Below are 23950 nucleotides of genomic sequence, written 5' to 3'. Positions count from 1 at the left end.
CGGGGGCTTATTCGCCTCGCAGCTCCAGGCTGGCCAACAGCTCGGCCAGGCGATTATTCAGCGATTGCTGGCTACGGCTGCTCAGCGCTTGCAGCAGATCCTGCTCGTTGGCCACATGCGCAGTGACCGCCGCGTCGATCAAGTTGAAGCCGACGTCGGTCAAGCGCACCAGGGTACTGCGCGCGTCCTGGTCGCTGTCGATGCGCTCGATCCAGCCTTTTTCCTCCAGCACGCGCAGTCGATGCGTCAGTGTCCCCGAGGTAATCATCAGCGAAGAGAACAATACCGTCGGCGTCAGGCAGTACGGCGCACCGGATCGGCGCAAGGTGGCCAACACGTCGAACTCCCAGGCACACAATCCGAACTGGGCGAACACCCGCTCCAATTGTTTCTCCAATAGCAAGGCACAGCGCTTCATCCTGCCCAGCACCCCCATGGGGAACACATCCAATTCCGGCCGTTCTCGGCGCCACTGATCGAGGATGCGTTCAACCGCATCGGCGTTTTCAAACGCTTCCATGCTTGTCAATTGCCTTGAAGTTAAGATTAATTTGTCTTGAATTCAACCTATATGTTATCTTGAATTCAACCTATATCGATAAGATTATACAACGGGAGATCATGAAGATGCGTTCCGATCGCTTGCGCTGGCGCGATGTTCTGCTGACCGCCATCACCCCCATCATCTGGGGCAGCACTTATATCGTCACCACGCAGGTACTGCCGCCGGATCGCCCCTTTATCGCGGCACTGATCCGGGTGCTGCCCGCCGGCCTGCTGCTGGTGCTGGCCAGCGGCTATCGTCTGCCGCGCGCCCAGTGGGGGCGGATGCTGCTGCTGTCGGCCTTGAACATCGGCGCGTTCCAGGCTTTGTTGTTCGTGGCGGCCTACCGTTTGCCCGGCGGCCTGGCGGCAGTGGTCGGCGCGACGCAGCCCTTGCTGGTGATGTCGCTCGCCTGGGGGCTGGACCGTCAACAACCGGCCCGGATGGCGCTATGGGGCAGCTTGGCCGGCGTGGCCGGCATGGCGGCGCTGCTGTTATCGCCCGGTAGTCGCTGGGATAGCGTCGGCATGTTGGCGGCCATGGTCGGCGCGGTGTCGATGGCCTGCGGCACCTATCTGAGCCGGCGCTGGCAGTCATCGATTCCGGTACTGGCCATGACCGGTTGGCAATTGCTGCTCGGCGGCCTGATGCTGGCGCCGCTGGCACTACTGGTCGACCCGCCGCTGCCCGCGCTGCGTCCGACAGAATGGCTGGGCTATGGCTACCTGAGTCTGTTCGGCGCGCTACTCGCCTACTTACTGTGGTTCCGCGGCCTTAGCCGGCTCTCGCCGGTGGCGGTCTCGTCGCTTGGGCTGCTCAGCCCGCTGACCGCCGTCCTGCTCGGCTGGCTGTTGCTCGGCCAATCCTTATCCACTTTTTCGCTGCTGGGGCTGTGCACCGTCTTGGCCGGCGTGTTGACGGTGCAGCGCGGCATGATGCCGCGGCCGGCAAGATCTTGCCCGTGACGCACCACGTACTGATTTTTTATCGTTTGACGCGCGATACGCCGCCGGTCGATCATGACCGTACTGATTCAGGTGCCCAACGCCCATCCGGGCCAGGGTGAAACGGGAAGCCGGTGCCGCTGCTATGCAGCCAGTCCGGCGCAGCCCCCGCTGCTGTAGGCCTGACGACGCGACCACCATGCCACTGGGTACACCACCCGGGAAGGCCGGCCGCCGAGGATGAAGGCAAGCCAGAAGACCGGCCTGAGTCGTTCGAGGTTCAACCCTGGGGATGGGGTATGGTCTCGCCGGCTCGCTTGCGTGCCCGCTCGATCTCCACCCTCTGCGTTGAACCGCCAACCTTGCCTCCCCGGTGGGGGGATACAGCACGGAAAGCGTGGACACCATGACTACAGCCCAACCTTATTACCTCGCCACTATCGGCTCGCGAACCCGTCGCGGCGGCACCGTCGTCACGGCTTCCTCCGGGATGGAACTGATCGCCCGAGTCGGCGACAAGGTCCGTTATCCGGATGGATCGGAGACCGAAATCGTTTCCGGCGCCGGCAGCCTGTTGTTGATCGCCGGCCGACCGGCGGCCATCGTCGGCAGCGAATTGGCCAACGGCGATCGCATCGTGACCACCACCCAGACTAGCTGCGCGGTGATGCCGGAGGGTAAACGCGCCGTCGGTTTCCTAGATCCGGCTTACCTGGGGCACTGAGATGGCGCAATGCCGTAGGCGATTGCGCCTACGGTTAAAAACAAAAAGCCGATCGCTCGCGCGATCGGCTTTTTGCACTTCTAACAACGAGGATTACTTGCCGCTGGATTCGGCTTCGGTCGCCGGCATCGGCAGCTTGCCTTCTGCGCAGTGACGTTCGTAACGAGCCACCATGTACCAACCGATAATGGCGAACACAACCACGCCACCGATGGACATCAGCGCTTCCTTCATGTTGGTCGCAACATCGTCGCCCATGTAGACATGGATCAGCGGTTCAGCCACGGTGAACAGGTTGGCGAAGCCGATGGTCAGCATGGCGCACCAAGCCATCGTGATGCCCGTGCCATCCGACTTGAAGATGCGGATCGGCTTTTCAACCTTGTCGTTCTTCAGATAGTGGATGTAGGCGTAGATGATGAAGATCACCGGTACGGTCATGGTCACGTTGGTCAGAGTCACCAGGTTTTGCACCAGATCGGCTACGGCATCGCCGCCCAGGGTGCTGATCAGCACCAGGAAGATCACCAGACCCAGTTGCCACATCAGGGCGACGGTCGGCATGCCGTTCTTGTTTTCCTTGCTCCAGCTGGCCGGGAAGATGCCTTGCGGCACGCCTTCGATCATCTGCTTCAGCGGTGCGTAAATCAGCACGAAGAAGGCGCCGGACAGTGCACAGAACATCGACACGCCGGTGTAGGCGGCAAAGATATTGCCCAGCGTACCGCAAGCGCTAGCGCTCAGGTGCAGGCTGGAACCGACGGTGGAACCCAGGGTATACATGAAGTAGTACACCGCATTACCGGCATAGAACAGCCCCGTACCGCCCTGCTTGGTGGTCATGATGTCATGCATGACTTGCACCGAATTGCGGTCGATGAACCACGTTGCAGCAAAAATACCGAAGCAGTAGACAAAGATCCCGACGCCGGCACCGATCAGCAGACCGCGCTTGACGTTCTTTTCCGGGTTTTCCAGTTTGTCCACCAGGCCGCCGACGGCTTCAACACCGCCATAGGCGAAGATGGCATACACGGCAAAACCGAACAGGCCGACCATGCCGATCAGGCCGTCGCCAGCGTACTTGGAGAATTTCGGTACGGTGGTCATGTCAGCCCAGGAGTAGGTGCTGGCCGGATGGAAACCATGGCTGATCAGGATGAACAGCGAGCAGACGATCAAGATCACGTTCAGCGACATCACGGCAATACCGCCCACCGAAGCCAGTTTGGCCAGCTTGGTGACACCGTGGGTGATCAGGTAGGTGATCAGCGAGATCACGACGATACCGATCAGGCCCATGCCGACCGGTCCGAGCAGATCCTTGACCATCTTGGTTGCATGGCTGAAGCCGCCGTCGATGAACGGGGACAGAACGTACGACAGCGGGATGGTGATCATGCTGGCGACGTTCATCATCCATACCACGTAAGAGAACCACCACATGAAGATGGTGATGAAGCCCAACTTACGGCCGAAGCTGCCGCCGACACTTTTCTCGATCCAGGAGTAGATACCCCCTTTTTCATTCTTGAAGCTCGCACCCATCTCGGCACAGATGATCGAGTACGGCAGGAAGAACGAGAAACCGGTAAAGACATAGAACAGGATGGAAGATTGCCCCATGTAGAAAATACCGCGCGATACGTTGGAGAACCCAAGTACCGAGGTAAAGAACATAAGGACGAATCCGACTAATGTAATTTTTTGAGCTGGAGTTTTAACTGACACGATACATCTCCCTGAGTAGGCTTCGAGGCGGCGGCGGCCATGACCGCCTGCAACATAACCGCGACGAAACCGGTTCTAACTACGAGCTATTGCCTGATGGGCAATGACGCCTGATTCGACTTCGCGCGGCCTGCCGCTGCGCGGGCCATTCGCCCTGTTCGCGATCAAAAGATGCTGTGCATCCCTTGCAGGTCAACCAAAAACGCATCAGGTGTAGTACTTGGCCACCACGGCTTGGTCTCGGCGCCGAAAGACGTGCGATTTGCATCCATCGCATGCACGTTTCACGGCCCACCCACTGTTTTTTTTCGATACCTTTGGCGGCTCGCGCACATTATGCTCATGCACAAAATGACAAGACGTTGTCGTTTATCAAAAAAACCATGCTTTCGCGCAGCCATATCGCACATATGCCGCATAAATCAAATTCAATAGCATGATTTTTTGTCATTAGGTATAACAAAGCAACGAGATGCCGGATGCGTTCATCATCGCTAGCCGCCTGAAAACTTTGCGGAAATCACCTGCGATGACGCACCGACAGCCGTCAACCGCCAGCAAGGCGACAGGCTGGAAACGCACGTTTTTGCCGCAGTGCACAAATCATGCCAAGTAAAAAATTATCTATTGCTGATATGGGAATAAGCGCGCTATGGCGTTTTCATGAGACGCAAGGCTTGCCACCCCAATAGGAACGAGTCGAAACCTGCAGAAATGGCGCCACGGCATCATGCCAATGACATTGACAACAACACGAAAGGGAAAGAAAAGGCTATCATCCACAACCTGATCACGCGGGATGGAATGGCAAATGGACAGGCTGTTGACGCTGCAGGCATGGTTATGGGGTCTGCTGCTCGTGCTGGCGATTTTGGCGATATGGTCGCTACGGCGAGCTATCCGGCATGCCCAGCGCCATCCCAGACATGAGATACCATGGCGCATGCAACACTTGACGCGCAGAACGAGCCGGACACTGCAGAACGAACGCACGCTTGCGCGTTGGTCGCGTATCGTCAAGAAATCGAACACCGCCTTCTGGGCCCACGTCAGCCAACGGCAAGATCCAAAACAGTAGGCGGTTCAAAACGCCGCGCGCCACCCCAGGCTGACAATCTGCCGATGGCTGGTATAGAGCACGATGCTGGCATCGTCGCGAATGTAGGTATAGCCGGCAGTCAGGGTATGCTGCTTGCCGCACTGCCAGGCCAGGGTCGCCGAATAGTTCCAGATCGACTCGTTGCGCGGCCGGAGAAAGCCAGGATCGATCTTACGGTAGGCATCCGACTCATGCGTCAGCGCCAAATGGGCATCCAGCTCGGGCAACAGCTTGTAGCCTAGATCCGACGACAGAATGACCATGCGCCGGCTGCCGCCCGCGCGATTATTGACCCCGTCGTCCTCGCCGCGGTAAGCGCTCACCATCCATCGCAACCGATCCTGCCAAAATAGCTGCGTCAGCGATAAACCTGCCAGCAGTTGGTCGCTATCGTAGTTGCGCATCTTGGGATCCGCGTAGCGGGTACTGGTAAATTGCGAGGTCAAACTCAATTGCCGGGTGTTCGACAGCGGCAAGCGCCACTCCAACACCCCCCCTTCGCTATGCAAATACTCTTGACCGCTCAGCTGCTGATCCTCCGATTGCAGCAGAGCGATCAGCATGCTATCGCCCAGTCGCCAGCCGACACCGCCCTGCAGTCCGAAGATCGCGCGGTCGAATTGGTGTCGTTGCAGAAACGACCGGCTCTTGGCCTTGGGTAACAAATATAGGGTCAGGGCGTCGTCGGCGCGCCAAGCCAGCGTCCCGCCCAGCTCGACGTCCGCATAGCTGCTGCCTTCTTGACGCGAATCGGGATCCAGTTTGATCGGCAGAGGCGAGAAACCCGGTGCGGAGAGAGCCGTCAGATCGGTGGCGGAATTAACGTTGGAGTCCCAACCGGCCTCGCTGGCGAAGTAGCCGTCGAACGACCAGCGGCGGTTCATGTGCTGCAAGGCGTCGCGGAGGACGGCGATCTTTTGTTGCGCGGAGGGAGGAGGATTCAGGTTGACGGCACGCTGCAGCGCTTCCTGCGCCCGTTCCGTATCCCCCAACCGCAGGCCGGCGTCCGCCAGGTCAAGCCAAGCGGCGCCATTGCGCGGATTGGCGGCCACCGCGCGCTCCAGCACCCAGGAGGCCTCGGCGGCCTGATCGTTGCGCAGCAGGACAAAGCCCAGTAGCTGATCGAACGCCGCATTACCGGCGCAGCTCGCTTCGGCCGCTTGCAGCAGGCGCTGTGCACCGACCGCGTCGCCGCGCTCGAGCGCCTGACGCGCATCGCCGGTGACACCGACGCATTGGTCGGCGCCCCATGCGCTTAGCGACAACAGGGACAGCAAAAAGGTAAAGGCTAGTGCTTTAATACCGCCACTCCGCTGACAGATTGATTTTGATCTGGCTGATTTGTCTGCAGAGTATAACTGGTGATCGCACCGCCGGCATGTTGACCGATCAATACCCCAGCCGCCGTGCCGGTGGCCGTGATGGTGCTGCTTTGGCAGCCGGTGCAGCCGCCGCTCAACTGCATCTGCCCGTTCTTGAAACCGGCTAGCGATACCGAACCGGTAGCCGAGGCATTCCACACTCGATTCTGGCCGTCTGTCACGTTGATGTTGTAGCTCGTGACCTGGGGATTACCGTCAAAACGCACCCCCATACTCAGACTATTGAGCCGGCCGCCTGCGCTAGCATTTTCGTCGATCGGTGCCGTCGAGCCCACCACCGTCGAATAAGTCAGCGACCCCGTCATGGCTTGAATGACGGATAGCGGGGTACTGCCGCCCGGTGCGAACGCATAGGCATGGGCATCCGCGTATTGCCAATCGCCGTTAATGTCGGAGGAAGCGCCGCCATAGTAGATGCCCCAGTACACCTTCGCACCGTCCAGGTCATGCTCGGTACTTTGGAACTGGACAGGCTGTACGGTGTCGTCGTCGACAAAGAACAGCAACTGCCAGTCTGTGCTCGGGTTGGCGGTCACCGCATACAGCGGTATCCCATATCGGGGGTCGACGCCGATACGCCAAGCCTCGTCGGTATTGCCGTCGATCGCGCCTAGCGCCACATTACCACCCGATAAGGTCGCGCCGACATAGGCGGACATTGCCGGACTATCGACAGGATCGACATTGAAATCGAGGGCGACACTGTTGGAGACGATGCGATCCGGCATCGCCGTAAGCGGGTCGAGCGGCGAGGTGATACCGGCATCCGCCGAATCGGTCTTGCCGGTCGAGGACGTACCGGTGGCGCGCAGCGCGCCTCGCAGCGGCAGGGTGCGCAACACCTCCGGCAAAGCCTCGATGACGTGCGGCTGACCATTGTTTAGCGGAATGAAGCCGGACTGGGCGGGCTCGAGCCGCACGCTACCCGCGCCATTGAGCATGGTGGTACCGCCGCTGATCACATGATTGTACGTGCCGGGCGCGACGTTGCCGAAGCGGCCGACGGCCGCCGGCACGTGGAACACCTGGTGATCAGTGCCGCGGATATGGATTTGCGCCGCCGGCGTCTGAATCAGGTAATTGGCCTTGTTGACGTGACCGATTTCACCGGTCATCGCCCGCATGCCGCCCTCGGTCAACGTCATCGCCAAACGCTCGCTGCCATCGATCTTCGCCGGCAGATTGAAGGTGTCGATGTGCAACTTCGAACCGGAATACAACATCACCGACCCCTGATCCGCCATACGGATCTGCAGCATGCCCGCCTGCGTGGCGACGGCATCGCCTTCGCAGATCGCGTCGCCACGGGCGAGCATACGCGCCGGCAGCTCGCCTTGGCGCGCCATGGTCTGGCCGCTGGCAAACAGGACATAGCCTGCCAAATGGGATTGGCCGCCCGCCGGCGTGTGGGAAATACCTGTGCCGCCGATGCCGCCCCAGCCCTCGTGTTCCGTCGCCGTGCCGCGATCCGCGACTAGCCCTGCCGGCAGCGGTGCCGCATGCTTGACCCCGGTGCCGCCGATGCCGCCCCAGCCATCGTCTTGGCCGGGCTTCGCCACCGCCGACGCCGTGCGGATACCGGTGCCGCCGATGCCGCCCCAGTTGTGCCCGGTATGCGGGTCGACGGCAGTCGGCTCGATCGCAGGCGCGATCTGCCGGCCATGCGCATCGAATGCACAGGTCGCCGCACCCGAGGCGTGCACGCTGACCATGGCCAGCGCGGCCAGGCAGACGACGCGTCCAAGCCACTCAGGCAGGATCGTTTTCTTGCGATCGGGAGTCGTCGGCATGATAGAAGTAAGTGCCAAAATGCATGCGCTGCGGGGTTTGCGCAGCGAGAGGGTCGGTCGATGCCTGGTTTTGCATGACCATTTCGCGCGCGATGCGATTGATTTCCAGCAAGGCATCCATGCTCAGATGCTCGGCGCGTTGCTTCAATTGCTGGACTTGCTGCTCGGTCAGCCCATGATAGAACACGCAGCGATCCATATAGGGGGCCGCCTGCCCTTCGAGATTCGACACCACGGCCGCCAAGTGGTCGTGGATATTGCGGCCGAAGAAGTCCATCTTTTCTTCTAGCGCCGGAGATTGCAGCAACGCCGCCACATTGAGGTGTACCACGTCGTCCTGATCGAGTCGCACGATATCGACGCGCAGCCATTCATCCAAAAATACCCGGGCACGAACGTCTTTGCTGATCTCGCTGGCCATTTGCTCGAAGGAGGGCCCGCCATGGTTCGCCAGGCGCGGCAAAGGTAGAGGGCGGCTATCCGCATCCAGGTAATTCGAATCGCCCAGCCATTTGGCGAGCAATTGTGCCTGTACCGAAACATGGCTGGTCTTGGCCAGGTTGAGCGGCGCATCGGCCGTTTCGCGCAGGCGTTTGACATCTTTGCGATGCACGCCGGTGAGCACGCTGAGCCGGCTATCCGTTTGCACCTTGCCAGGCAAGGCGAAATCCCTGGCCGCCACATCCACGTAGACGCGCTTGAGCAGCTCCGCCAATGCGGGGTAGGCCAAGCCGTGATCCAGCAGCAACCGAACCAACGGTTCCAGCAGATAACGCAGGGCCTGTAACATCTTCGGCGGTGGACTGGCGGGGGTATTCATGCGAATAATCTGAGCCTATAACAGAGCCTAGCGTAGCATGAATCATTGCACCTTACAGTAAAAAATGGGCAAATTTCCCACGCCACTGTGCCAGCGGCCAGTGTTATGCCGTATATACAACAGATGAACGCGTCCCGATTGATCGATACCCACTGCCATCTCGATGCCGACGAATTCTCCGGCATACGCGACCGGGTCGTGTTGGCCGCGCTCGACGCCGGCATCGATCAGGTGATCGTGCCGTCGGTAGCCGCCCGGTCGTTCGCCGATACGCTCGCCATGCGGCAACGTTATGGTTGCCTGATCGCCTTCGGCCTACACCCGTTGTATTACCGCGAGCACCTCGACCAGCATCTCGCGCAATTGGCCGAGCGCCTGGCACAGGATCGCCCGGTCGCCGTCGGCGAAATCGGTCTTGACGCCTGGCAGCCGGGAGCCGATATGGCACGCCAGGAAGTGCTGTTCGCCGAACAGCTCAAACTGGCGCGACGCTTCGATCTGCCGGTCATCCTGCACCTGCGTCGCGCGCAGGATCGCGTGCTGAAATACCTGCGCCAGATTCCGGTGGTCGGCGGTATCGCGCATGCCTTCAATGGCAGCGAACAGCAAGCGCGCGCGTTCATCGACTTGGGCTTCAAGCTGGGCTTTGGCGGCGCCATGACCTACAGCGGCTCGCAACGTATCCGCCGACTGGCCGCCGAGCTACCGTTCGATAGCCTAGTGCTGGAAACCGATGCACCCGACATTCGACCGGCCTGGGCCACCGATGCACCGAACCAACCGGCCAATCTGTCGCGTTTCGCAGAAGAACTGGCGCAGCTGCGCCACATCTCCGCCCAGGAGGTCGCCCGCCAAACCCGCGCCAATGCGCTGCAGGCACTGCGGCTGGATGAAAATTCACTCGGCCGCTTGCACCCGGCGCAGGTTTCTCCTTGAGGGGGCTTGCATCGGCTATGCTACAAGATATGATGCACAAATAATCTCACCGGAATTGACTGCGATGCCATTCGTTCAATTCACCCCCACGGGCGAGGTCGAAGCGCTATACCTCAAACCGGGCCAAGACCGCGCCTACTTCCCGCTGAGCGACGTCCGCGTCTTGCACTTCCTGCAGGCATCCGACCCGGCGCTGACCATGGCACTGCTCAATGCCTCGGACGACGCGCACCGTCTGCTGCTTTCCAGCCTGATCGACCTGTTGGTTCGCAACAAGATACTGGCCGGCAAGTCGGTGGTCACCGATCGCGACCGGCATCTGCCGCACCGACAGCTGGACGATCTGATCGACACGGTGGAAACCAGCGAGGACGAGGCGCTCTTGACGCTGAAGGACTCCGATCGCAACACGGCACGCATCATCGAAGACATCATCGATGTGCTGATCGCGCACAAAGTGATTACGCTTAGCGACTTGCCGCCGGGCGCCCAACATTTGTTGTCGGTTCGGCGGGCTCTGCGCGCCTACCTATCGGACAAGGTGGACGATTTGGATGAGGTTTAGGCGGTGCGCAGGCTGCGGATATAGCCGATCACGGCGCCGAAGAAGAGCAAAGACAGCAGAATTTCCGCCCAGGCCAGTCGCTGCGACAGGCCGCGGTCGGCCCAACCGCGCATCACGCCCTCGGTCAGAAATAACAGAATGAACATGCTGGACCACTGAAAAGTGTAGCGGCGCCCGCGCAGGATGCCGAACAGCGGGCAGAGCAGCAATACCGCCTTGAACACCAACATCGAGCCACCCGGCCGCAGCGGCGCCAGCCATAACTCCCATGCCAGGGACAGGAAAATCAGGCCGATCAGGCTGGCCGCCGCCAGCCAGTGGCAGCCCTGGCGCATCAAGATGCGCTCCGGGCTTGCTGACGTTGCATGAACAGCGCCGCCAGGATACCGGCCTCATACAACAGCCACAGCGGCACGGCCAGCATGGTCTGCGACAGGACGTCAGGCGGGGTGACGATGGCGGCCACCACGAAGGCGCCGACGATCACATACGGGCGTCCGGCGCGTAACTTGGCCACCGTCAGTATGCCGATGCGCACCAACAGCACCACCACCACCGGCACCTCGAATGCCGCGCCGAACGACACGAACATCCCCAGCACGAACGACAGGTACTTGTCGATGTCGGTCATCATCGACACGCCGCTCGGCGTGACGGCGGCCATGAAAGTGAATACCAGCGGGAACACCAGGAAATAGGCGAAGGCCATGCCCAGGCAGAACAGCAGCACGCTGGAGACCACCAGCGGCAGGATCAACCGTTTCTCGTGGCTGTAGAGCCCCGGCGCGACAAAGGCCCAGATCTGGTACAGCGTGTTGGGCAGGGAAATCAGCAAAGCCACCAGCATGGTGACTTTCATCGGCACGAAGAACGGCGCCGTCACCTCGATGGCGATCATATTGCTGCCGGCAGGCAAATGCTGCAGCAACGGCCTGGCCAGCAAGTGGTAGATGGTACCGGACCAGTGAAACAGTCCCAGGAATATCAGGAAAAAACCGACCAAGGCGCGTACCAGACGGGTGCGCAACTCGATCAGGTGGGCCAGCAGCGATTGTTCGATCATCGAGAAGATTCGTGCGAAGTGGAAGCGGCAGGAGGGTCGGCGAACAGATCCAACTGGTTTTCATTGACAACCGGCACGACGGGCGGGGTCTCGCGCGGAGTCGGTTGCTCGACGCCCGGTTCGAGCGGCGCATTGGCCGGCTCAACCGGCGCACTGGCCGCCTCGATGGCCTCGACCGGCGTACCCGTGGCTTCGATGGCCCCGACCGTTTCGTCCCGGGCCTGGTGGATGGTCTGCTGCACCTCGGCGACGTCGGCCGACAATTGCGAATGGAAAGCCGCGGCCGTCTGCTGCACTTCTTGCTTCAAGGCAGCCAGGTTGGCCAAGTCGGTATGTTGGCCGATATCGGCCTTGACGCTGGCGACGAAGCGCTGGGCGCGCGCCACCAGGGCGCCGAGCGTGCGCGCCACCGCCGGTAGTCGCTCGGGACCGAGCACCACCAGCGCCACCACGCAGATCAGCAGGATTTCACCAAAACTGATGTCGAACACGTTGTCCCCGGTCGCTTATTTTTTGTCGGACTCGCCTTCGACCGGCTGACTGGTCTTTTCGGCATCCTGGGCAGGCTGTTTTTCCGACTCGCTCTTCAAACCATCCTTGAAGCCGCGTACGGCGCCGCCGAGATCCTTGCCGATATTCGGCAGCTTCTTGGTGCCAAAGACCAGCACCACAATCAACAGAACGATCAGCCAGTGAAAAATACTCAACGAACCCATGTCAATTCCCTTGCGACTTGTGACCGAAAACGTGGACATGCAGGTGGAACACCTCTTGTCCGCCGCCCCGGCCGGTATTGATGCCGGTCTTGAAGCCGGCGGCGAGGCCCTGCTCGGCGGCGAGCTTGGGCGCCAGCAGCATGATCTTGCCCAAGAGAGAGCGATGTTCTTCCTGGCAATGCGCCAGCGAATCGACGTGCGTCTTCGGTATGATCATGAAATGCACCGGCGCGATGGGGCGAATATCGTGAAACGCCACCACGTCGTCGTCTTCGTAAACTTTGTTGGCCGGAATCTCGCCGGCGGCGATCTTGCAGAAGATGCAATCAGTCATCAGCCTTCTCCGAGGGCATTGAGCAAACCAAATCAGGGTTTGGGCGGGCGCGAGGCCTTCTCGTCCAGACCGGAAATCCCTTCGCGGCGGTGCAGTTCCATCAGCACGTCTTCCGGACGCAGGCCGTGCCACGCCAGCAACACCATGGTGTGGAACCACAGATCGGCGGTTTCGCGCACGATTTGCAGCTTGTTGCCGTCCTTCGAAGCCATGAGCGTTTCGGCCGCCTCTTCCGCCACTTTTTTCAGAATGGCGTCCTCGCCCTTATGGAACAGCGAAGCCACATAAGAGGTCTGCGAACTGGCCTCGCGTCGCGCTTCGAGCGTATCGGCGATGGATTTCAGAACATCGGAACTGGTCATGGCATTCCTTGAACGGCGAGGCCCGATTTTGGGCGACAGCGCCCATTCTAGCGCTGTCGGTGGCGAACTCGCCAATGGATTTATGTGTTGCGGGTATAGATGTCGGCGGGGTCCTTGAGCACCGGGTCGACGACCTGCCAGTCGCCGTTGTCGAAGCGGCGGTAGAAACAGCTCTCGCGCCCGGTATGGCAGGCAATGCCGCCTTCCTGGCGGATCGCCATCACGATGACGTCGCCATCGCAATCCAGGCGCAGTTCGCTGACATGCTGCAGGTGGCCGGATTCCTCGCCTTTTTTCCACTGCCGCTGGCGCGAACGGCTGAAATAATGCGCGACGCCGGTTTCGGCCGTCAGTCGCAGAGCTTCGCGATCCATCCAGGCCATCATCAGGATGCGCCCGCTCTTTTCGTCTTGGGCGATGGCCGGCACCAGGCCGTCCGCGTCCCATTTCACTTCATCGAGCCACATGGCAGCCATCTCTCATAGTCGAACTTCGATGCCGGCGGCCTGCATGGCCAGCTTTGCATCGCGTACCGTGTATTCGCCGAAATGGAAAATACTGGCGGCCAGCACCGCATCGGCGCGGCCCTCGGACACCCCTTCGACCAAGTGCTGCAGATTGCCGACACCGCCGGAGGCGATCACAGGGATCGAAACCGCCTCGGACACCGCGCGAGTCAGCGGCAGGTTGAAACCGACCCGCGTGCCGTCGCGATCCATGCTGGTGAGCAAGATTTCTCCGGCGCCAAGCCGCTGCATCTTCAGCGCCCACTCGACGGCATCGAGACCGGTGGCGGTGCGCCCGCCATGGGTGAACACTTCCCAGCGGTCGTTTTCCGGCGTAACCGCCTTGGCGTCGATGGCCACCACGATGCACTGCGAACCGAAGCGGCCGGCGGCCGCTTCGACCAATGCCGGGTTGGTCACGGCGGAGGTATTGATGCTGACCTTGTCGGCGCCGCAGTTGAGCAGGCGCCGGATGTCTTCCACTTGGCGCACGCCGCCACCGACGGTCAGAGGAATGAACACCTCGTCCGCAACGGCCTCGATCACGTGCAAAATCAGGTCGCGCTGGTCGGAGCTGGCGGTGATGTCGAGGAAGGTCAGTTCGTCCGCACCTTGCTCGTTGTAGCGCCGGGCGATCTCGACCGGATCGCCGGCATCGCGCAAGCCGACGAAATTGACGCCCTTGACCACACGTCCGGCGGTCACGTCCAGGCAGGGAATGATGCGTTTCGCCAGCGCCATCTCAGGCGTCCTGCTCGGCCAACTGGTCGGCCAGCGTCTGCGCCTCGGCGAACGGCAAGCTGCCCTCGTAGATCGCGCGCCCAGTGATCACGCCTTCGATGCCCTCGTGCTCGACCGCCGCGAGGTTCCGCACGTCGTCGAGATTGGTCAGGCCGCCGGAAGCGATCACCGGCACATGCAGCGACTGGGCCAATTTGACGGTGGCATCGATATTGACGCCATTCATCATCCCGTCGCGACCGATGTCGGTATAAATCACCGACACCACGCCATAATCTTCGAAGCGCTTGGCCAACTCGACCACATGGTGGTTGGTGACCTTGGCCCAGCCGTCGATGGCCACCATGCCGTCCTTGGCGTCCAGGCCGACGATCACTTGGTCGGGGAATGCGTCGCAGGCATCGTGCAAAAAGCCGGGCGTCTTGACCGCGGCCGTGCCGATGATGACGTATTGCAGCCCCATGTCCAGGTACTTTTCGATGGTATCCAAGTCGCGGATGCCACCACCCAATTGCACCGGCATGTCCGAGCCGACCGCGGCCAGGATGTCGCGAATCACCGCCAGATTTTTCGGCTTGCCGGCGAACGCGCCGTTCAGATCCACCAGATGCAGGCGCCGCGCACCTTGGTCGCGCCAATGGACGGCAACTTCGACCGGATCGTCTGAAAATACCGTGGCTTCGTCCATCAGGCCCTGCCTGAGGCGGACACACTGGCCATCCTTGAGGTCAATTGCGGGTATGAGCAACATGGTCAGTCATGATTTCGTTAGGGTTGAACAGTGCCATCCCAGGCCAGGAAGTTCTTCATCATCTGAAGACCGGCCGCATGGCTTTTCTCGGTGTGAAACTGCGTGGCAAAAATATTGTCGCGCCCGACGATGCAGGAGAAGCGTTCCGGATACTCGCTTTCGGCCAAGGTCAGCGAGGCGTCGCGCGGCTCGAAATGATAGCTGTGGACAAAATAGAAACGCTCGCCATCGGCGATGCCGGCGAACAGCGGGTGCGGCCGGGTCTGGAACACCCGGTTCCAGCCCATGTGCGGTACTTTGAGGCGGCCGTGCGCATCGGACATGCCGTCGGCGAAGCGGCGCACAACACCCGCGAACAGCCCGAGCCCCGGGGTGTCGCCCTCTTCGCTGCGATCGAACAATAGTTGCGCGCCGACGCAGATGCCGAAGAACGGTTTGTTGCGCGTCGCTTCGATCACGGCCTCGGCCAGGCCATGCTCGGAGAGTTCGCGCATACAGTCCGGCATGGCGCCCTGCCCCGGGAACACGACTTTATCCGCTTTCAGCACCGCTTCCGGGTCGGAGGTCAACACGATGCTGGCCCGACCGTCGTTCACCGCCTCGATGGACTTCACCACCGAGTGCAGATTGCCCATGCCATAGTCGATGACAGCCACGTTGATCATGCCGACAAGGTCCCCTTGGTGGAGGGCATGATGCCCGCCATGCGCTCGTCGACCTCGCACGCCATGCGCAAGGCGCGGCCGAAGGCTTTGAAGATGGTCTCAGCCTGGTGATGCGCGTTGACGCCGCGCAAGTTATCGATGTGCAGGGTGACCATCGCATGGTTGACGAAGCCGTGGAAAAACTCGGAAAACAGGTCGACGTCGAACTGGCCGATGTTGGCGCGGCTGTACTCGACTTGATAGGTCAGCCCCGGGCGACCCGACAAGTCGATCACCACGCGCGATAGCGCCTCGTCCAGCGGGACGTAGGCGTGGCCGTAGCGGCGGATGCCCTTCTTGTCGCCGATGGCGCGGGCAAAGGCCTGGCCCAGCGTGATGCCGATATCCTCGACGGTGTGGTGGGCATCGATGTGCAGGTCGCCTTCGGCGCGGATATCGAGGTCGATCAAGCCGTGACGGGCGACCTGATCCAGCATGTGGTCGAGAAACGGCACGCCGGTTTGAAGTGTCGCTTGCCCGCTGCCGTCCAGGTTGACGGCGACGGTGATCCGGGTTTCCAGGGTGTTACGGGTAACGGTGGCTGTTCGCATGATTTATTCGAAATAAGCGGTCAGGGCGGCCAGGACCGCGTCGTTTTCCTCGGGCGCACCGATGGTGATGCGCAAACAATTGTCGAGCAGCGGATGACTGCCGTGCAGGTTCTTGATCAGGATGCCCGCCTGCTTGAGGAAGGCATGCAACGCATCCGCGTCCGGCACGCGCACGGTGATGAAGTTGGCCTCGCTCGGGAACTGCGTCAGTGCGGCAAAGCCCGCCAGCCGTTCGGCCACGCGTGCGCGCTCGCGGCACAGATCCTGCGCCTGACCGTCGAATACCGCGTGGTGTTCGAGCACGAAGCGCGCGGTCTCCTGAGTCAGGACGTTGACATTATAAGGCGGGCGAACCTTGTTGATCGCTTCGATCCAGGCGGGCGTCGAGGCCGCGTAGCCGAGCCGGATGCCGGCCAGGCCGATTTTCGACAGCGTGCGCATCACCAGCAGATGTTCGACCTTGCCAGCCAGATCCATCAAGCTATCGCTTGCAAAAGCCTGATAGGCTTCATCAACCACCACCAGGCCGGTTGCCGCGTCGAGGATGGCCTCGACATCGGCACGCTCGAAGCGACTGCCGGTCGGATTGTTCGGGTAGGCGATGAAGATGACCGCCGGCTGGTGCTCGCGGATAGCGGCCAACACGCGCGGCAGATCCAGGCTGAAGTCGGCATTGAGCGGAATGCCGACGTAGTCGACACGCGAAAATTGTGCGTTGAGGCGGTACATGACGAACGACGGTTCGAACGCCATCAGCTTGGCGCCGGGACGAGCCAGCGCCTGGGTAATCAGGGTGATGATCTCGTCGGAGCCATTGCCGAGCAACACCTCCGCCTCGGGCGGGATGGCGAAACATGCCGCCAACTGCGCCTTGAGGCCGCCGCCGGACGGATCGGGATAGCGATTGATCAGCACATCGGACAAGCGACGGCCCAGTTCGCTGCGCAATGCGGCCGGCAGGCGGAACGGGTTTTCCATGGCATCCAGCTTGATGTAGCCGGTCGCATCGGCGACCGGGTAGGCCGGCATATCCAGAATTTCAGGTCGAATCAAATGTGCAGCGGATCGTTTCATGTCTAGGCTCTTGCCCGCGAGGGGTCGGACTGTTGCATCTGATTATATGTCATTAAAATATTCTTTGTCGGCCGGCGCCATGCGCATTTCGGCTGCGCGCGCATGCGCCGTGAGCCCTTCGCCATGTGCCAGGGTCGACGCGATCGGTCCGAGCGCCGCCGCGCCGGCCGCCGACACGCGGATTAGGCTGGTGCGCTTCTGGAAGTCGTAGACGCCCAGCGGGCTGGCAAACCGCGCGGTACGCGAGGTCGGCAGCACATGGTTCGGCCCGGCGCAGTAGTCGCCCAGGCTTTCGGAGGTGAAGCGGCCGAGAAAGATCGCGCCGGCGTGGCGCAATTGCGGCAGCCAGGCGTCCGGATCGCTCACGGACAGTTCCAGGTGCTCCGGCGCGATACGGTTGGCGATCTCGCAGGCCTCGGCCAAGTCGCGCACCTTGATCAGTGCGCCGCGACCGGACAGCGAGGCCTCGATAATGTCGCGGCGCGGCATGTCCGTCATCAGGCGCGCCATGCTGGCTTCCACTTGCCGAATGAAATCCTGCGAGGGCGAGAGCAGGATCGCCTGGGCGATTTCGTCGTGCTCGGCCTGGCTGAACAGATCCATGGCAATCCAGTCCGGATCGGTTTCGCCATCGCAGATCACCAGAATCTCGGACGGTCCCGCCACCATGTCGATACCCACCACGCCGAACACGCGCCGCTTGGCCGCCGCCACCCAGGCATTGCCCGGGCCGGTGATCTTGTCCACTTGCGGGATGGTCTCGGTGCCATAGGCCAGGGCCGCCACCGCCTGGGCGCCGCCCACGGTGAACACCCGGTTCACGCCGGCGATGTACGCCGCCGCCAGCACCAGATCGTTGCGCTCGCCGCCCGGCGTCGGCACCACCATGATGATTTCGCCCACCCCGGCCACCTTGGCCGGCACGGCATTCATCAACACCGAACTCGGATAAGCCGCCTTCCCGCCCGGCACGTAGATGCCGACGCGGTCGAGCGCCGTCACCTGCTGGCCGAGCAAGGTGCCATCCTCGTCGGTATAGGACCAGGATTGCATGCGCTGATGTTCGTGGTAGCGGCGCACCCGGGCCGCCGCCGCATCCAGCGCCTGGCGCTGTGCTTCCGGCAGCCGGTGGTAGGCCGCCGACAGTTGATCTCGATCCAGGGTCAGGTCGGCCATCGACTGCGCCGACAGCCGGTCGAAGCGATTGCTGTATTCGACCACGGCGGCGTCGCCGCGACGCGCCACATCGGCGCAGATGGCGGCCACGCCTTGGTCGACAGCCGGATCCTGGGCGGTTTCGAAAGCCAGTAGCGCATCTAGCCGCGCGGTGAAGTCATCCTGAGTGGTGTCCAGATGCAACATATTGGTCATTCCCGATTGTCGGCCGACGCCGCGGCAAAAGCGTCCAGCACGGGCTGGATCGTCGCGTACTTGAGCTTGAGCGCGGCTTGGTTCACCACCAGCCGCGAACTGATGTCCAGGATGTGTTCGACCGCGGACAAATGATTGGCCTTGAGCGTGTTGCCGGTCGAGACCAGGTCGACGATGGCGTCGGCCAGCCCGACCAGCGGCGCCAGCTCCATCGAGCCGTACAACTTGATGATGTCGACGTGAACGCCTTTGCGGGCAAAATGCTCGCGTGCGATTTTCGGATATTTGGTCGCCACTTTGAGGCGCGCGCCATGTTTCACCGCTTCGTCATAATCAAATCCGTTTTGCACCGCCACCATCATACGACAGCGTGCAATATTCAGATCCAGCGGCTGGTATAGCCCGGCTCCGCCGTGTTCTATCAACACGTCCCGACCGGCAATACCCAAGTCGGCGGCGCCGTATTGCACATAGGTCGGCACGTCGGACGCGCGCACGATCACCAGACGGACATCCGGATGATTGGTGCCGATGATCAATTTGCGCGACGATTCGGGGTCTTCGGCGGGGGTAATGCCGGCGGCCGCCAACAGCGGCAGGGTCTCTTCGAAAATCCGCCCTTTGGACAGGGCAATGGTCAGCGTCATGGTAGGCGATATTTTAAAGATTAATTCAAATTCAAGTGCTTGCGAAAACAAGCACGTGAATGGGGCAGTCATGACAGGATAACCGAAAAGCCCTCAGGGGGAAATTCCCGCTCAGGCCATGATCATCCGTCCGAAAAAGAAAGGAATCAGCGCATCATGGCGCGACGCTCGCGCTCGAGCTGACCAACGTAACGTTGAATCAGATTTTCCATCTGCGTCGGCAACTTGATGAAGGTACAACCGATGCGCACCGCATCCTGGCCGTTGCGCATTTGCAAGGGCAAACGGTGTCGTACTTCGAGCATGCATTGCAGATGGCCGAAGGGCTTGAGATCGACGTGGCAATCCAGGTATTGGGTGCCGATGTCGAAGCCGGCCATGGCCAGATCGGGCAGCCATAACGCCAGCCCGCCCAGGCTGATGTCGAATACCGCCAAGTCGATCGGCGCGCCGGGGTAATCGGTGAAGGTGCAAAGTAGCGGATTGCCCACCGGTGTTCGGATGCGGAAGAACTCGCGCCGCTGCAGCTTGATGATCTGCACCGGAAGATCGACTTCGAAAGCCGGTTTGCCCTCGAAGTCGACTTGACGGACTTGGCCGGTGATGAACTGGGTCTTGACGCCCTCGGGCGAACAGACGAAGACATTGCGCTCGCTGGCCAGCAATTGCTGATTGGTCGCTTCGTCGCTGCCCCAGTCGAAGATCATGCTCTGTTTCTTGGCATCGACTTCCAACAGCCGGGTGAGGATGAACGTTTTGCCCTTGTTGGAGAAAACCGTAACCATATAGCCGCTCTTGGCTATCGCTTTCAGGTGATGGACGATCTCAACCGGCGAGGCAAGTGTGTACTTGGTCAGGTCGAGCGTCTGGCTGGCACCTAGCGCGCTGGATTGGTTTTCTTGACTCACAATGCAAACTTTCAATAAATATTGGATACGGCTATATGACGATTCTAGCGTAACAGTTGGCGAATATCATGCACCACGTCGGCGACAGGCGTGTTATACGGTTCGTAGACGCGTACGCGACCCGCGCTATCCAGCAGATAGGAGCCGGCGCTGTGATCCACCGAATACCCGCCTCCCGGCGTCGGCACTTTCTGCGCCACCACCTTGTAGGCTTTCATGACAGCGGCAACCTCGCTCGGGCTCCCGGTCAATCCGACGAAGGTCGGATTGAAATGCGGCACGTAGCCGGCCAGGACTGTCTGCGTATCCCGCTCTGGATCGACCGACACGAAGATCACCTGTAGATTTTGACTATCCGGCTCGAGCTTCTTATAAATGTTGGCATATTCTAACAGTGTTGTCGGACAGACATCCGGGCAATGTGTGTAGCCGAAGAACAGCGCCACCACCTTGCCCCTGAAGTCGGACAATTGCCGCGGCTTGCCGGTCTGGTCGGTCAGGGTAAAGTCGCCGCCGACCTCTGTGCCGGTCAGGTCGGTGCCTTTGAAGTCGAGCTTGAGCAGATCGACACGTTGACAGGCCGTCAGCGCCAATAACAGCGCCAACAGCAGTATTCGACGAAAAACGCGCATCGTTGAACAGCCTTCAGGGCCCTATGAACCAGTAATGATCCAACAGAAGCGCCGCAAACAACGCGGTCAGATACCAGATCGACCAGGCGAACAAGCGGCGCGCCAGGCCGTCAGCATACTGGCGATGCAATGCCACAGCAATAAAAACAAAGCGCGCATTCAGTGCCATAACGCACAGCAGATAAACGAGTCCGCTCCCACCCAGCGCCACGGGCAACAGCGTCAACCCGGCCAGCAGCAGCGAATACAGCAAGATCGACAGCGTGGTGAAGCGCTCGCCGTGCGTGACCGGCAGCATGGGCAGTCCGGCGCGGGCATAGTCGTCGCGCCGGTACAAGGCCAGCGCCCAGAAATGCGGCGGCGTCCAAGCATAGATGATCAAGAACAGCGCCAACGCCATCGGATCGAGGTGCTGCGTCACCGCCACCCAGCCCAGCACGGGCGGCATGGCGCCGCTGGCGCCGCCGATCACGATGTTCTGCGGCGTGGCGGGCTTGAGTAACAGCGTATACACCACCGCATAACCGACAAAGGTGGCCAAGGTCAGCCACGCGGTCAACGCATTGACCCACAGCAACAGCACCACCATGCCGACCGAGCCGAGCGACAGGGCGGCCAGCACGGTTTCCGGCACCCCGACCTCGCCACGCGCCGTGGCCCGGTGCGCGGTGCGGCGCATGCGCGCGTCGACCGAGCGTTCGACCAGGCAATTCATCATGGCCGCCGCGGCCGCCACCATGGCGATGCCGACGGTTGCCGGCAACACCCGCGCCAAATCCGGCCACCCCGGGCTTGCCAACAACATACCGATCACAGCGCAAAACAGAATCAGCAACAACACGCGCGGCTTGCATAGCTGCCATAGCGCGCGCGCATGCGTAGCGGCCTGGGCATGGGTCAGCGCGTTCATGCCGCCGCCTCCGAGGACAGATGGGTCAGCAGCACCACGGCCACCGTCAACAGCGCCAGGGCGCCAAGGTTATGCGCTACCGCCAACGGCAGCGGCAACCGCAGCAGCACGTTCAGGACGCCCAATCCAACCTGCACCGCCCACGCCAGCGCCAGCATCGAGAGCGCCGGCCGCAACGCCGGTAGCCGCCTACCGCGCCACAACAGCGCCAGCACGGTCAGCGACACCAGGAGCGCGCCCAGACGGTGCAACCAGTGGATGGTGATCAAGGCCAGACCCTGCGGGTCGATGTCGCCGGCCGTTGCCGCCGGCGCCCCCATCAACCTCAGCGCCAAATCGAAGCGTAGCGGCGGCCACCAAGCGCCGTTGCAGGCAGGGAAGCCCTGGCAAGCCAAGGCGGCATGACTGGCCGACACCCAGCCACCCAACACGACCTGCACCAGCAGCAACGCCACCAGCAACACCCCCAGCCCCCTAAGCGACTGCGCCACGCGCAGCACCGGTAGCCGCGCACGCCAAACCAACGAGGCCAAACCGGCCGCCAAGGCCATGCCCAGAACCAAGTGCGCCGACACCACCACCGGCTTGAGCAATTGCGTCACGGTCCACATGCCGAGCAGGCCCTGCAATACCACGGCGGCCAACAAAAGGCGGCTGGCGCGACGTAGTTCGCCCTGCCGCGCGTTGTTCGCCGACATGATGAGAATCAACGCCCCCAACCCGGATGCCAGATAGCGGTGGATCATTTCGCGCCAGGCCTTGCCGGGAGACACCGGCCCTGCCGGATCGGCGGCTTCGGCGCGCGCAATCTGCGTCGCGGCATGATGCGGACTGAGCTGGCCGTAGCACCCCGGCCAGTCGGGACAGCCGAGCCCGGCCTGCGATAGCCGGACATAGGCGCCGAGCGGCACCACCAGGCAAGCCAGCAACCACGCCATCCAGACCAGTTTCATCCCGCCCTCCCCGATCACAAAGCGTTATTGACTCGCATGACTCGATTGATTTCATCGATAACGCGCAACGGATCGCTGCCATCCGGGTAAAACAGCACCTGATTGCCGCGCGGATCGACCAGAAAAAAACCGCGCCGGGCCAATTGCCGAGCCAGCGCCGGCGCCACCAGCGCCCTACCGTCTTGCGGCACCGCCTCGTCGGCCCGGCCAATCAACCGCACGGCCACCATTCGCGTCGCGGCTTCCCCCTGTGCCAGTCGGATCTGACGCAGCAGAAATCGCCGCTCGGCACACGCGGCATCGCAAGCTCCCGGCTCGATACTCACCAAGCTCCAGCTTCCCAATGGCCAGCCCGGCAACGTCGCAGCGGCAAAGGCGCCGGTCGGCAACAGCTGCCCGTAACTGTGCCGCTCGAAAGTCGGGCTCAATCGAAACACGCCCCAGGCCGCCAACACCGGTAACAAACAGAGACCCGCCATGGTCAACAGCATGCGCCGCCCCCGCGTCCGGCCGGTCACGCTGGCCTCCGTCGGCGCACATGGCGCACGGCCGCCGCCAACAAGCCCAGGCTGAGCAACAACCATTGCAATGCGTAGGCATCGTGACGCGCCGGATCGACATCGGGTCGAGCCGGCCAAGGCACGAGCGGCGCCGGCGCTTGGCCCAGCACCACCACCCCGGCATAGAGCGGCAGGCCTAGCCGGCTGCGCAGCCCCGGCCAGTCGATGGCATCGACCCGTCCCACCGCCGCCACCAGCGCACCGGGCAGCGTGAAACGCCTCGGCGCCGGCATCCAGCGCCCGTCGGCACCCGACAACACCGGCGCGCCGGGCGTCGCGCCGCCATCGGCCAACCAGCCGCGATCCGCCAGAACGGCACGGCCATCGGCCAACCGGTACGGCTGCAATACGCGCACCCCGGGGCGGCCATCGTCGAGTAGCGAGTTTTCCAGCAGTAATGCCGCGCCCAACGGCTGGCCGCTGAGCCGCACCCGGCGCATATCCGGGTCGGCGCCGAGCACAGCCGGTAGCCTCTGCACACGGTCGGCATGCGCGGCGAAACGCGCGATCAGCCGGGCCTTATCCGCACCTCTCTGCCACTGCCACAGGGCCAGGCCAAAGGTCAGCCCTGCGGCGAGCAGTAGCGCCCAGAGCGTACTAGAGTAAAAATACCAAGCCACTCTCGGGAGACG

At 61.7% G+C, this 23950-nt stretch carries 30 protein-coding genes and 1 riboswitch; of the genes, 5 read left to right on the top strand and 25 right to left on the bottom strand.

The features are described from left to right. Positions 1 to 7 precede the first annotated feature (7 nt). Positions 8 to 520, bottom strand: a complete 513-nt coding sequence (locus DFP86_RS05985) for a MarR family winged helix-turn-helix transcriptional regulator (RefSeq protein WP_133679159.1) — start codon at positions 518 to 520, stop codon at positions 8 to 10. A 107-nt stretch (positions 521 to 627) separates the two neighbouring features. Between DFP86_RS05985 and DFP86_RS05980 the strand changes: the two genes are divergently transcribed. Together DFP86_RS05980 and DFP86_RS05975 are read left to right on the top strand one after the other, a co-directional pair. Continuing rightward, positions 628 to 1509 carry an EamA family transporter gene (locus DFP86_RS05980; RefSeq protein WP_208108248.1) on the top strand — a complete coding sequence of 294 codons (882 nt, stop codon included), beginning with the start codon at positions 628 to 630 and terminating at the stop codon, positions 1507 to 1509. A 53-nt stretch (positions 1510 to 1562) separates the two neighbouring features. Further along, a riboswitch (cobalamin riboswitch) is annotated at positions 1563 to 1770 on the top strand. Between the two features lie 124 nt (positions 1771 to 1894). Continuing rightward, on the top strand, positions 1895 to 2212 hold the full coding sequence (locus DFP86_RS05975; RefSeq protein ID WP_133679157.1) for a PAAR domain-containing protein: 318 nt from the start codon (positions 1895 to 1897) through the stop codon (positions 2210 to 2212). A 93-nt stretch (positions 2213 to 2305) separates the two neighbouring features. Here DFP86_RS05975 and yjeM read toward each other — a convergent pair whose 3' ends face one another. Continuing rightward, complete coding sequence (gene yjeM, locus DFP86_RS05970; protein ID WP_279526891.1) at positions 2306 to 3943, bottom strand: glutamate/gamma-aminobutyrate family transporter YjeM; 1638 nt, start codon at positions 3941 to 3943, stop codon at positions 2306 to 2308. A gap of 811 nt (positions 3944 to 4754) precedes the next feature. Between yjeM and DFP86_RS05965 the strand changes: the two genes are divergently transcribed. Next, positions 4755 to 5021, top strand: a complete 267-nt coding sequence (locus tag DFP86_RS05965) for a hypothetical protein (protein ID WP_133679153.1) — start codon at positions 4755 to 4757, stop codon at positions 5019 to 5021. Between the two features lie 5 nt (positions 5022 to 5026). Here DFP86_RS05965 and DFP86_RS05960 read toward each other — a convergent pair whose 3' ends face one another. The 3 genes from DFP86_RS05960 to DFP86_RS19260 are packed head-to-tail and all read right to left on the bottom strand — an operon-like array spanning position 5027 to position 9034. Next, positions 5027 to 6307: a tetratricopeptide repeat protein gene (locus tag DFP86_RS05960; protein WP_166642173.1), complete on the bottom strand. Its 1281-nt coding sequence runs from the start codon at positions 6305 to 6307 to the stop codon at positions 5027 to 5029. 23 nt (positions 6308 to 6330) lie between these two features. Continuing rightward, positions 6331 to 8214: a FecR domain-containing protein gene (locus DFP86_RS05955; protein ID WP_166642172.1), complete on the bottom strand. Its 1884-nt coding sequence runs from the start codon at positions 8212 to 8214 to the stop codon at positions 6331 to 6333. Beyond that, a complete protein-coding gene (locus DFP86_RS19260; protein WP_166642171.1) occupies positions 8174 to 9034 on the bottom strand; it encodes a DUF6502 family protein in 861 nt (286 codons plus the stop codon). Before DFP86_RS19260 ends, DFP86_RS05955 begins: the two co-directional genes overlap by 41 nt. 123 nt (positions 9035 to 9157) lie before the next feature. Here DFP86_RS19260 and DFP86_RS05950 point away from each other — a divergent pair, with 123 nt between their 5' ends. Next, positions 9158 to 9970 (top strand): TatD family hydrolase, encoded by an 813-nt coding sequence (locus DFP86_RS05950; protein WP_133679147.1) that lies wholly within the window; start codon positions 9158 to 9160, stop codon positions 9968 to 9970. A 64-nt stretch (positions 9971 to 10034) separates the two neighbouring features. Then, the gene (locus tag DFP86_RS05945; protein WP_133679145.1) at positions 10035 to 10535 is read left to right on the top strand and encodes a hypothetical protein; all 501 of its coding nucleotides are present in this window, start codon (positions 10035 to 10037) and stop codon (positions 10533 to 10535) included. Here the strand turns inward: DFP86_RS05945 and DFP86_RS05940 are convergent. The 20 genes from DFP86_RS05940 to DFP86_RS05845 all read right to left on the bottom strand — a co-directional run bounded on the left by DFP86_RS05940 (position 10532) and on the right by DFP86_RS05845 (position 23938). Beyond that, positions 10532 to 10870 (bottom strand): DUF2069 domain-containing protein, encoded by a 339-nt coding sequence (locus DFP86_RS05940; RefSeq protein WP_133679143.1) that lies wholly within the window; start codon positions 10868 to 10870, stop codon positions 10532 to 10534. The genes DFP86_RS05945 and DFP86_RS05940 overlap by 4 nt on opposite strands. Further along, positions 10870 to 11598 carry a twin-arginine translocase subunit TatC gene (gene tatC / locus DFP86_RS05935; protein ID WP_133679141.1) on the bottom strand — a complete coding sequence of 243 codons (729 nt, stop codon included), beginning with the start codon at positions 11596 to 11598 and terminating at the stop codon, positions 10870 to 10872. The genes DFP86_RS05940 and tatC overlap by 1 nt, the downstream gene beginning before the upstream one ends. Continuing rightward, positions 11595 to 12089 (bottom strand): Sec-independent protein translocase protein TatB, encoded by a 495-nt coding sequence (tatB, locus tag DFP86_RS05930; protein ID WP_133679139.1) that lies wholly within the window; start codon positions 12087 to 12089, stop codon positions 11595 to 11597. The genes tatC and tatB overlap by 4 nt, the downstream gene beginning before the upstream one ends. Positions 12090 to 12104: 15 nt before the next feature. Next, positions 12105 to 12314, bottom strand: a complete 210-nt coding sequence (tatA, locus tag DFP86_RS05925) for a Sec-independent protein translocase subunit TatA (RefSeq protein WP_133679137.1) — start codon at positions 12312 to 12314, stop codon at positions 12105 to 12107. Between the two features lies 1 nt (position 12315). Next, on the bottom strand, positions 12316 to 12648 hold the full coding sequence (locus DFP86_RS05920) for a histidine triad nucleotide-binding protein (RefSeq protein WP_133679135.1): 333 nt from the start codon (positions 12646 to 12648) through the stop codon (positions 12316 to 12318). 32 nt (positions 12649 to 12680) lie between these two features. After that, complete coding sequence (locus tag DFP86_RS05915) at positions 12681 to 13010, bottom strand: phosphoribosyl-ATP diphosphatase (protein WP_133679133.1); 330 nt, start codon at positions 13008 to 13010, stop codon at positions 12681 to 12683. Between the two features lie 80 nt (positions 13011 to 13090). After that, positions 13091 to 13477 (bottom strand): phosphoribosyl-AMP cyclohydrolase, encoded by a 387-nt coding sequence (gene hisI, locus DFP86_RS05910; RefSeq protein WP_133679483.1) that lies wholly within the window; start codon positions 13475 to 13477, stop codon positions 13091 to 13093. Between the two features lie 12 nt (positions 13478 to 13489). Continuing rightward, complete coding sequence (gene hisF / locus DFP86_RS05905) at positions 13490 to 14257, bottom strand: imidazole glycerol phosphate synthase subunit HisF (RefSeq protein ID WP_133679131.1); 768 nt, start codon at positions 14255 to 14257, stop codon at positions 13490 to 13492. Position 14258: 1 nt separating this feature from the next. Beyond that, entirely contained in the window at positions 14259 to 15008 is a 750-nt protein-coding gene (hisA, locus tag DFP86_RS05900; RefSeq protein WP_133679129.1) for a 1-(5-phosphoribosyl)-5-[(5-phosphoribosylamino)methylideneamino]imidazole-4-carboxamide isomerase, read from the bottom strand. Between the two features lie 17 nt (positions 15009 to 15025). Beyond that, a complete protein-coding gene (gene hisH, locus DFP86_RS05895; RefSeq protein WP_133679481.1) occupies positions 15026 to 15670 on the bottom strand; it encodes an imidazole glycerol phosphate synthase subunit HisH in 645 nt (214 codons plus the stop codon). Further along, positions 15670 to 16263, bottom strand: a complete 594-nt coding sequence (hisB, locus tag DFP86_RS05890) for an imidazoleglycerol-phosphate dehydratase HisB (protein WP_133679127.1) — start codon at positions 16261 to 16263, stop codon at positions 15670 to 15672. Before hisB ends, hisH begins: the two co-directional genes overlap by 1 nt. Before the next feature lie 3 nt (positions 16264 to 16266). Then, on the bottom strand, positions 16267 to 17337 hold the full coding sequence (gene hisC / locus DFP86_RS05885) for a histidinol-phosphate transaminase (RefSeq protein ID WP_133679125.1): 1071 nt from the start codon (positions 17335 to 17337) through the stop codon (positions 16267 to 16269). A 42-nt stretch (positions 17338 to 17379) separates the two neighbouring features. Further along, positions 17380 to 18699, bottom strand: a complete 1320-nt coding sequence (gene hisD, locus DFP86_RS05880; RefSeq protein ID WP_133679123.1) for a histidinol dehydrogenase — start codon at positions 18697 to 18699, stop codon at positions 17380 to 17382. Between the two features lie 5 nt (positions 18700 to 18704). After that, positions 18705 to 19355, bottom strand: a complete 651-nt coding sequence (gene hisG, locus DFP86_RS05875; RefSeq protein ID WP_133679121.1) for an ATP phosphoribosyltransferase — start codon at positions 19353 to 19355, stop codon at positions 18705 to 18707. Positions 19356 to 19501: 146 nt separating this feature from the next. Beyond that, positions 19502 to 20263 carry a flagellar brake protein gene (locus tag DFP86_RS05870; protein ID WP_243729317.1) on the bottom strand — a complete coding sequence of 254 codons (762 nt, stop codon included), beginning with the start codon at positions 20261 to 20263 and terminating at the stop codon, positions 19502 to 19504. Positions 20264 to 20307: 44 nt separating this feature from the next. Next, positions 20308 to 20895 carry an SCO family protein gene (locus DFP86_RS05865; RefSeq protein ID WP_133679117.1) on the bottom strand — a complete coding sequence of 196 codons (588 nt, stop codon included), beginning with the start codon at positions 20893 to 20895 and terminating at the stop codon, positions 20308 to 20310. A 13-nt stretch (positions 20896 to 20908) separates the two neighbouring features. Further along, positions 20909 to 21805 (bottom strand): heme o synthase, encoded by an 897-nt coding sequence (locus tag DFP86_RS05860; RefSeq protein ID WP_133679115.1) that lies wholly within the window; start codon positions 21803 to 21805, stop codon positions 20909 to 20911. After that, positions 21802 to 22758: a COX15/CtaA family protein gene (locus tag DFP86_RS05855; RefSeq protein WP_133679113.1), complete on the bottom strand. Its 957-nt coding sequence runs from the start codon at positions 22756 to 22758 to the stop codon at positions 21802 to 21804. The genes DFP86_RS05860 and DFP86_RS05855 overlap by 4 nt, the downstream gene beginning before the upstream one ends. Before the next feature lie 14 nt (positions 22759 to 22772). Next, the gene (locus DFP86_RS05850; protein ID WP_133679111.1) at positions 22773 to 23249 is read right to left on the bottom strand and encodes a hypothetical protein; all 477 of its coding nucleotides are present in this window, start codon (positions 23247 to 23249) and stop codon (positions 22773 to 22775) included. Between the two features lie 23 nt (positions 23250 to 23272). Continuing rightward, on the bottom strand, positions 23273 to 23938 hold the full coding sequence (locus DFP86_RS05845; RefSeq protein WP_243729316.1) for an SURF1 family protein: 666 nt from the start codon (positions 23936 to 23938) through the stop codon (positions 23273 to 23275). Positions 23939 to 23950 lie beyond the last annotated feature (12 nt).

This window comes from Paludibacterium purpuratum (assembly GCF_004363805.1).
In the GTDB taxonomy this organism is placed as follows: Bacteria; Pseudomonadota; Gammaproteobacteria; order Burkholderiales; family Chromobacteriaceae; genus Paludibacterium; species Paludibacterium purpuratum.
The sequence above is the reverse complement of the archived record's forward strand: the minus strand, read 5'-3'. Positions and strand labels throughout refer to the sequence as shown.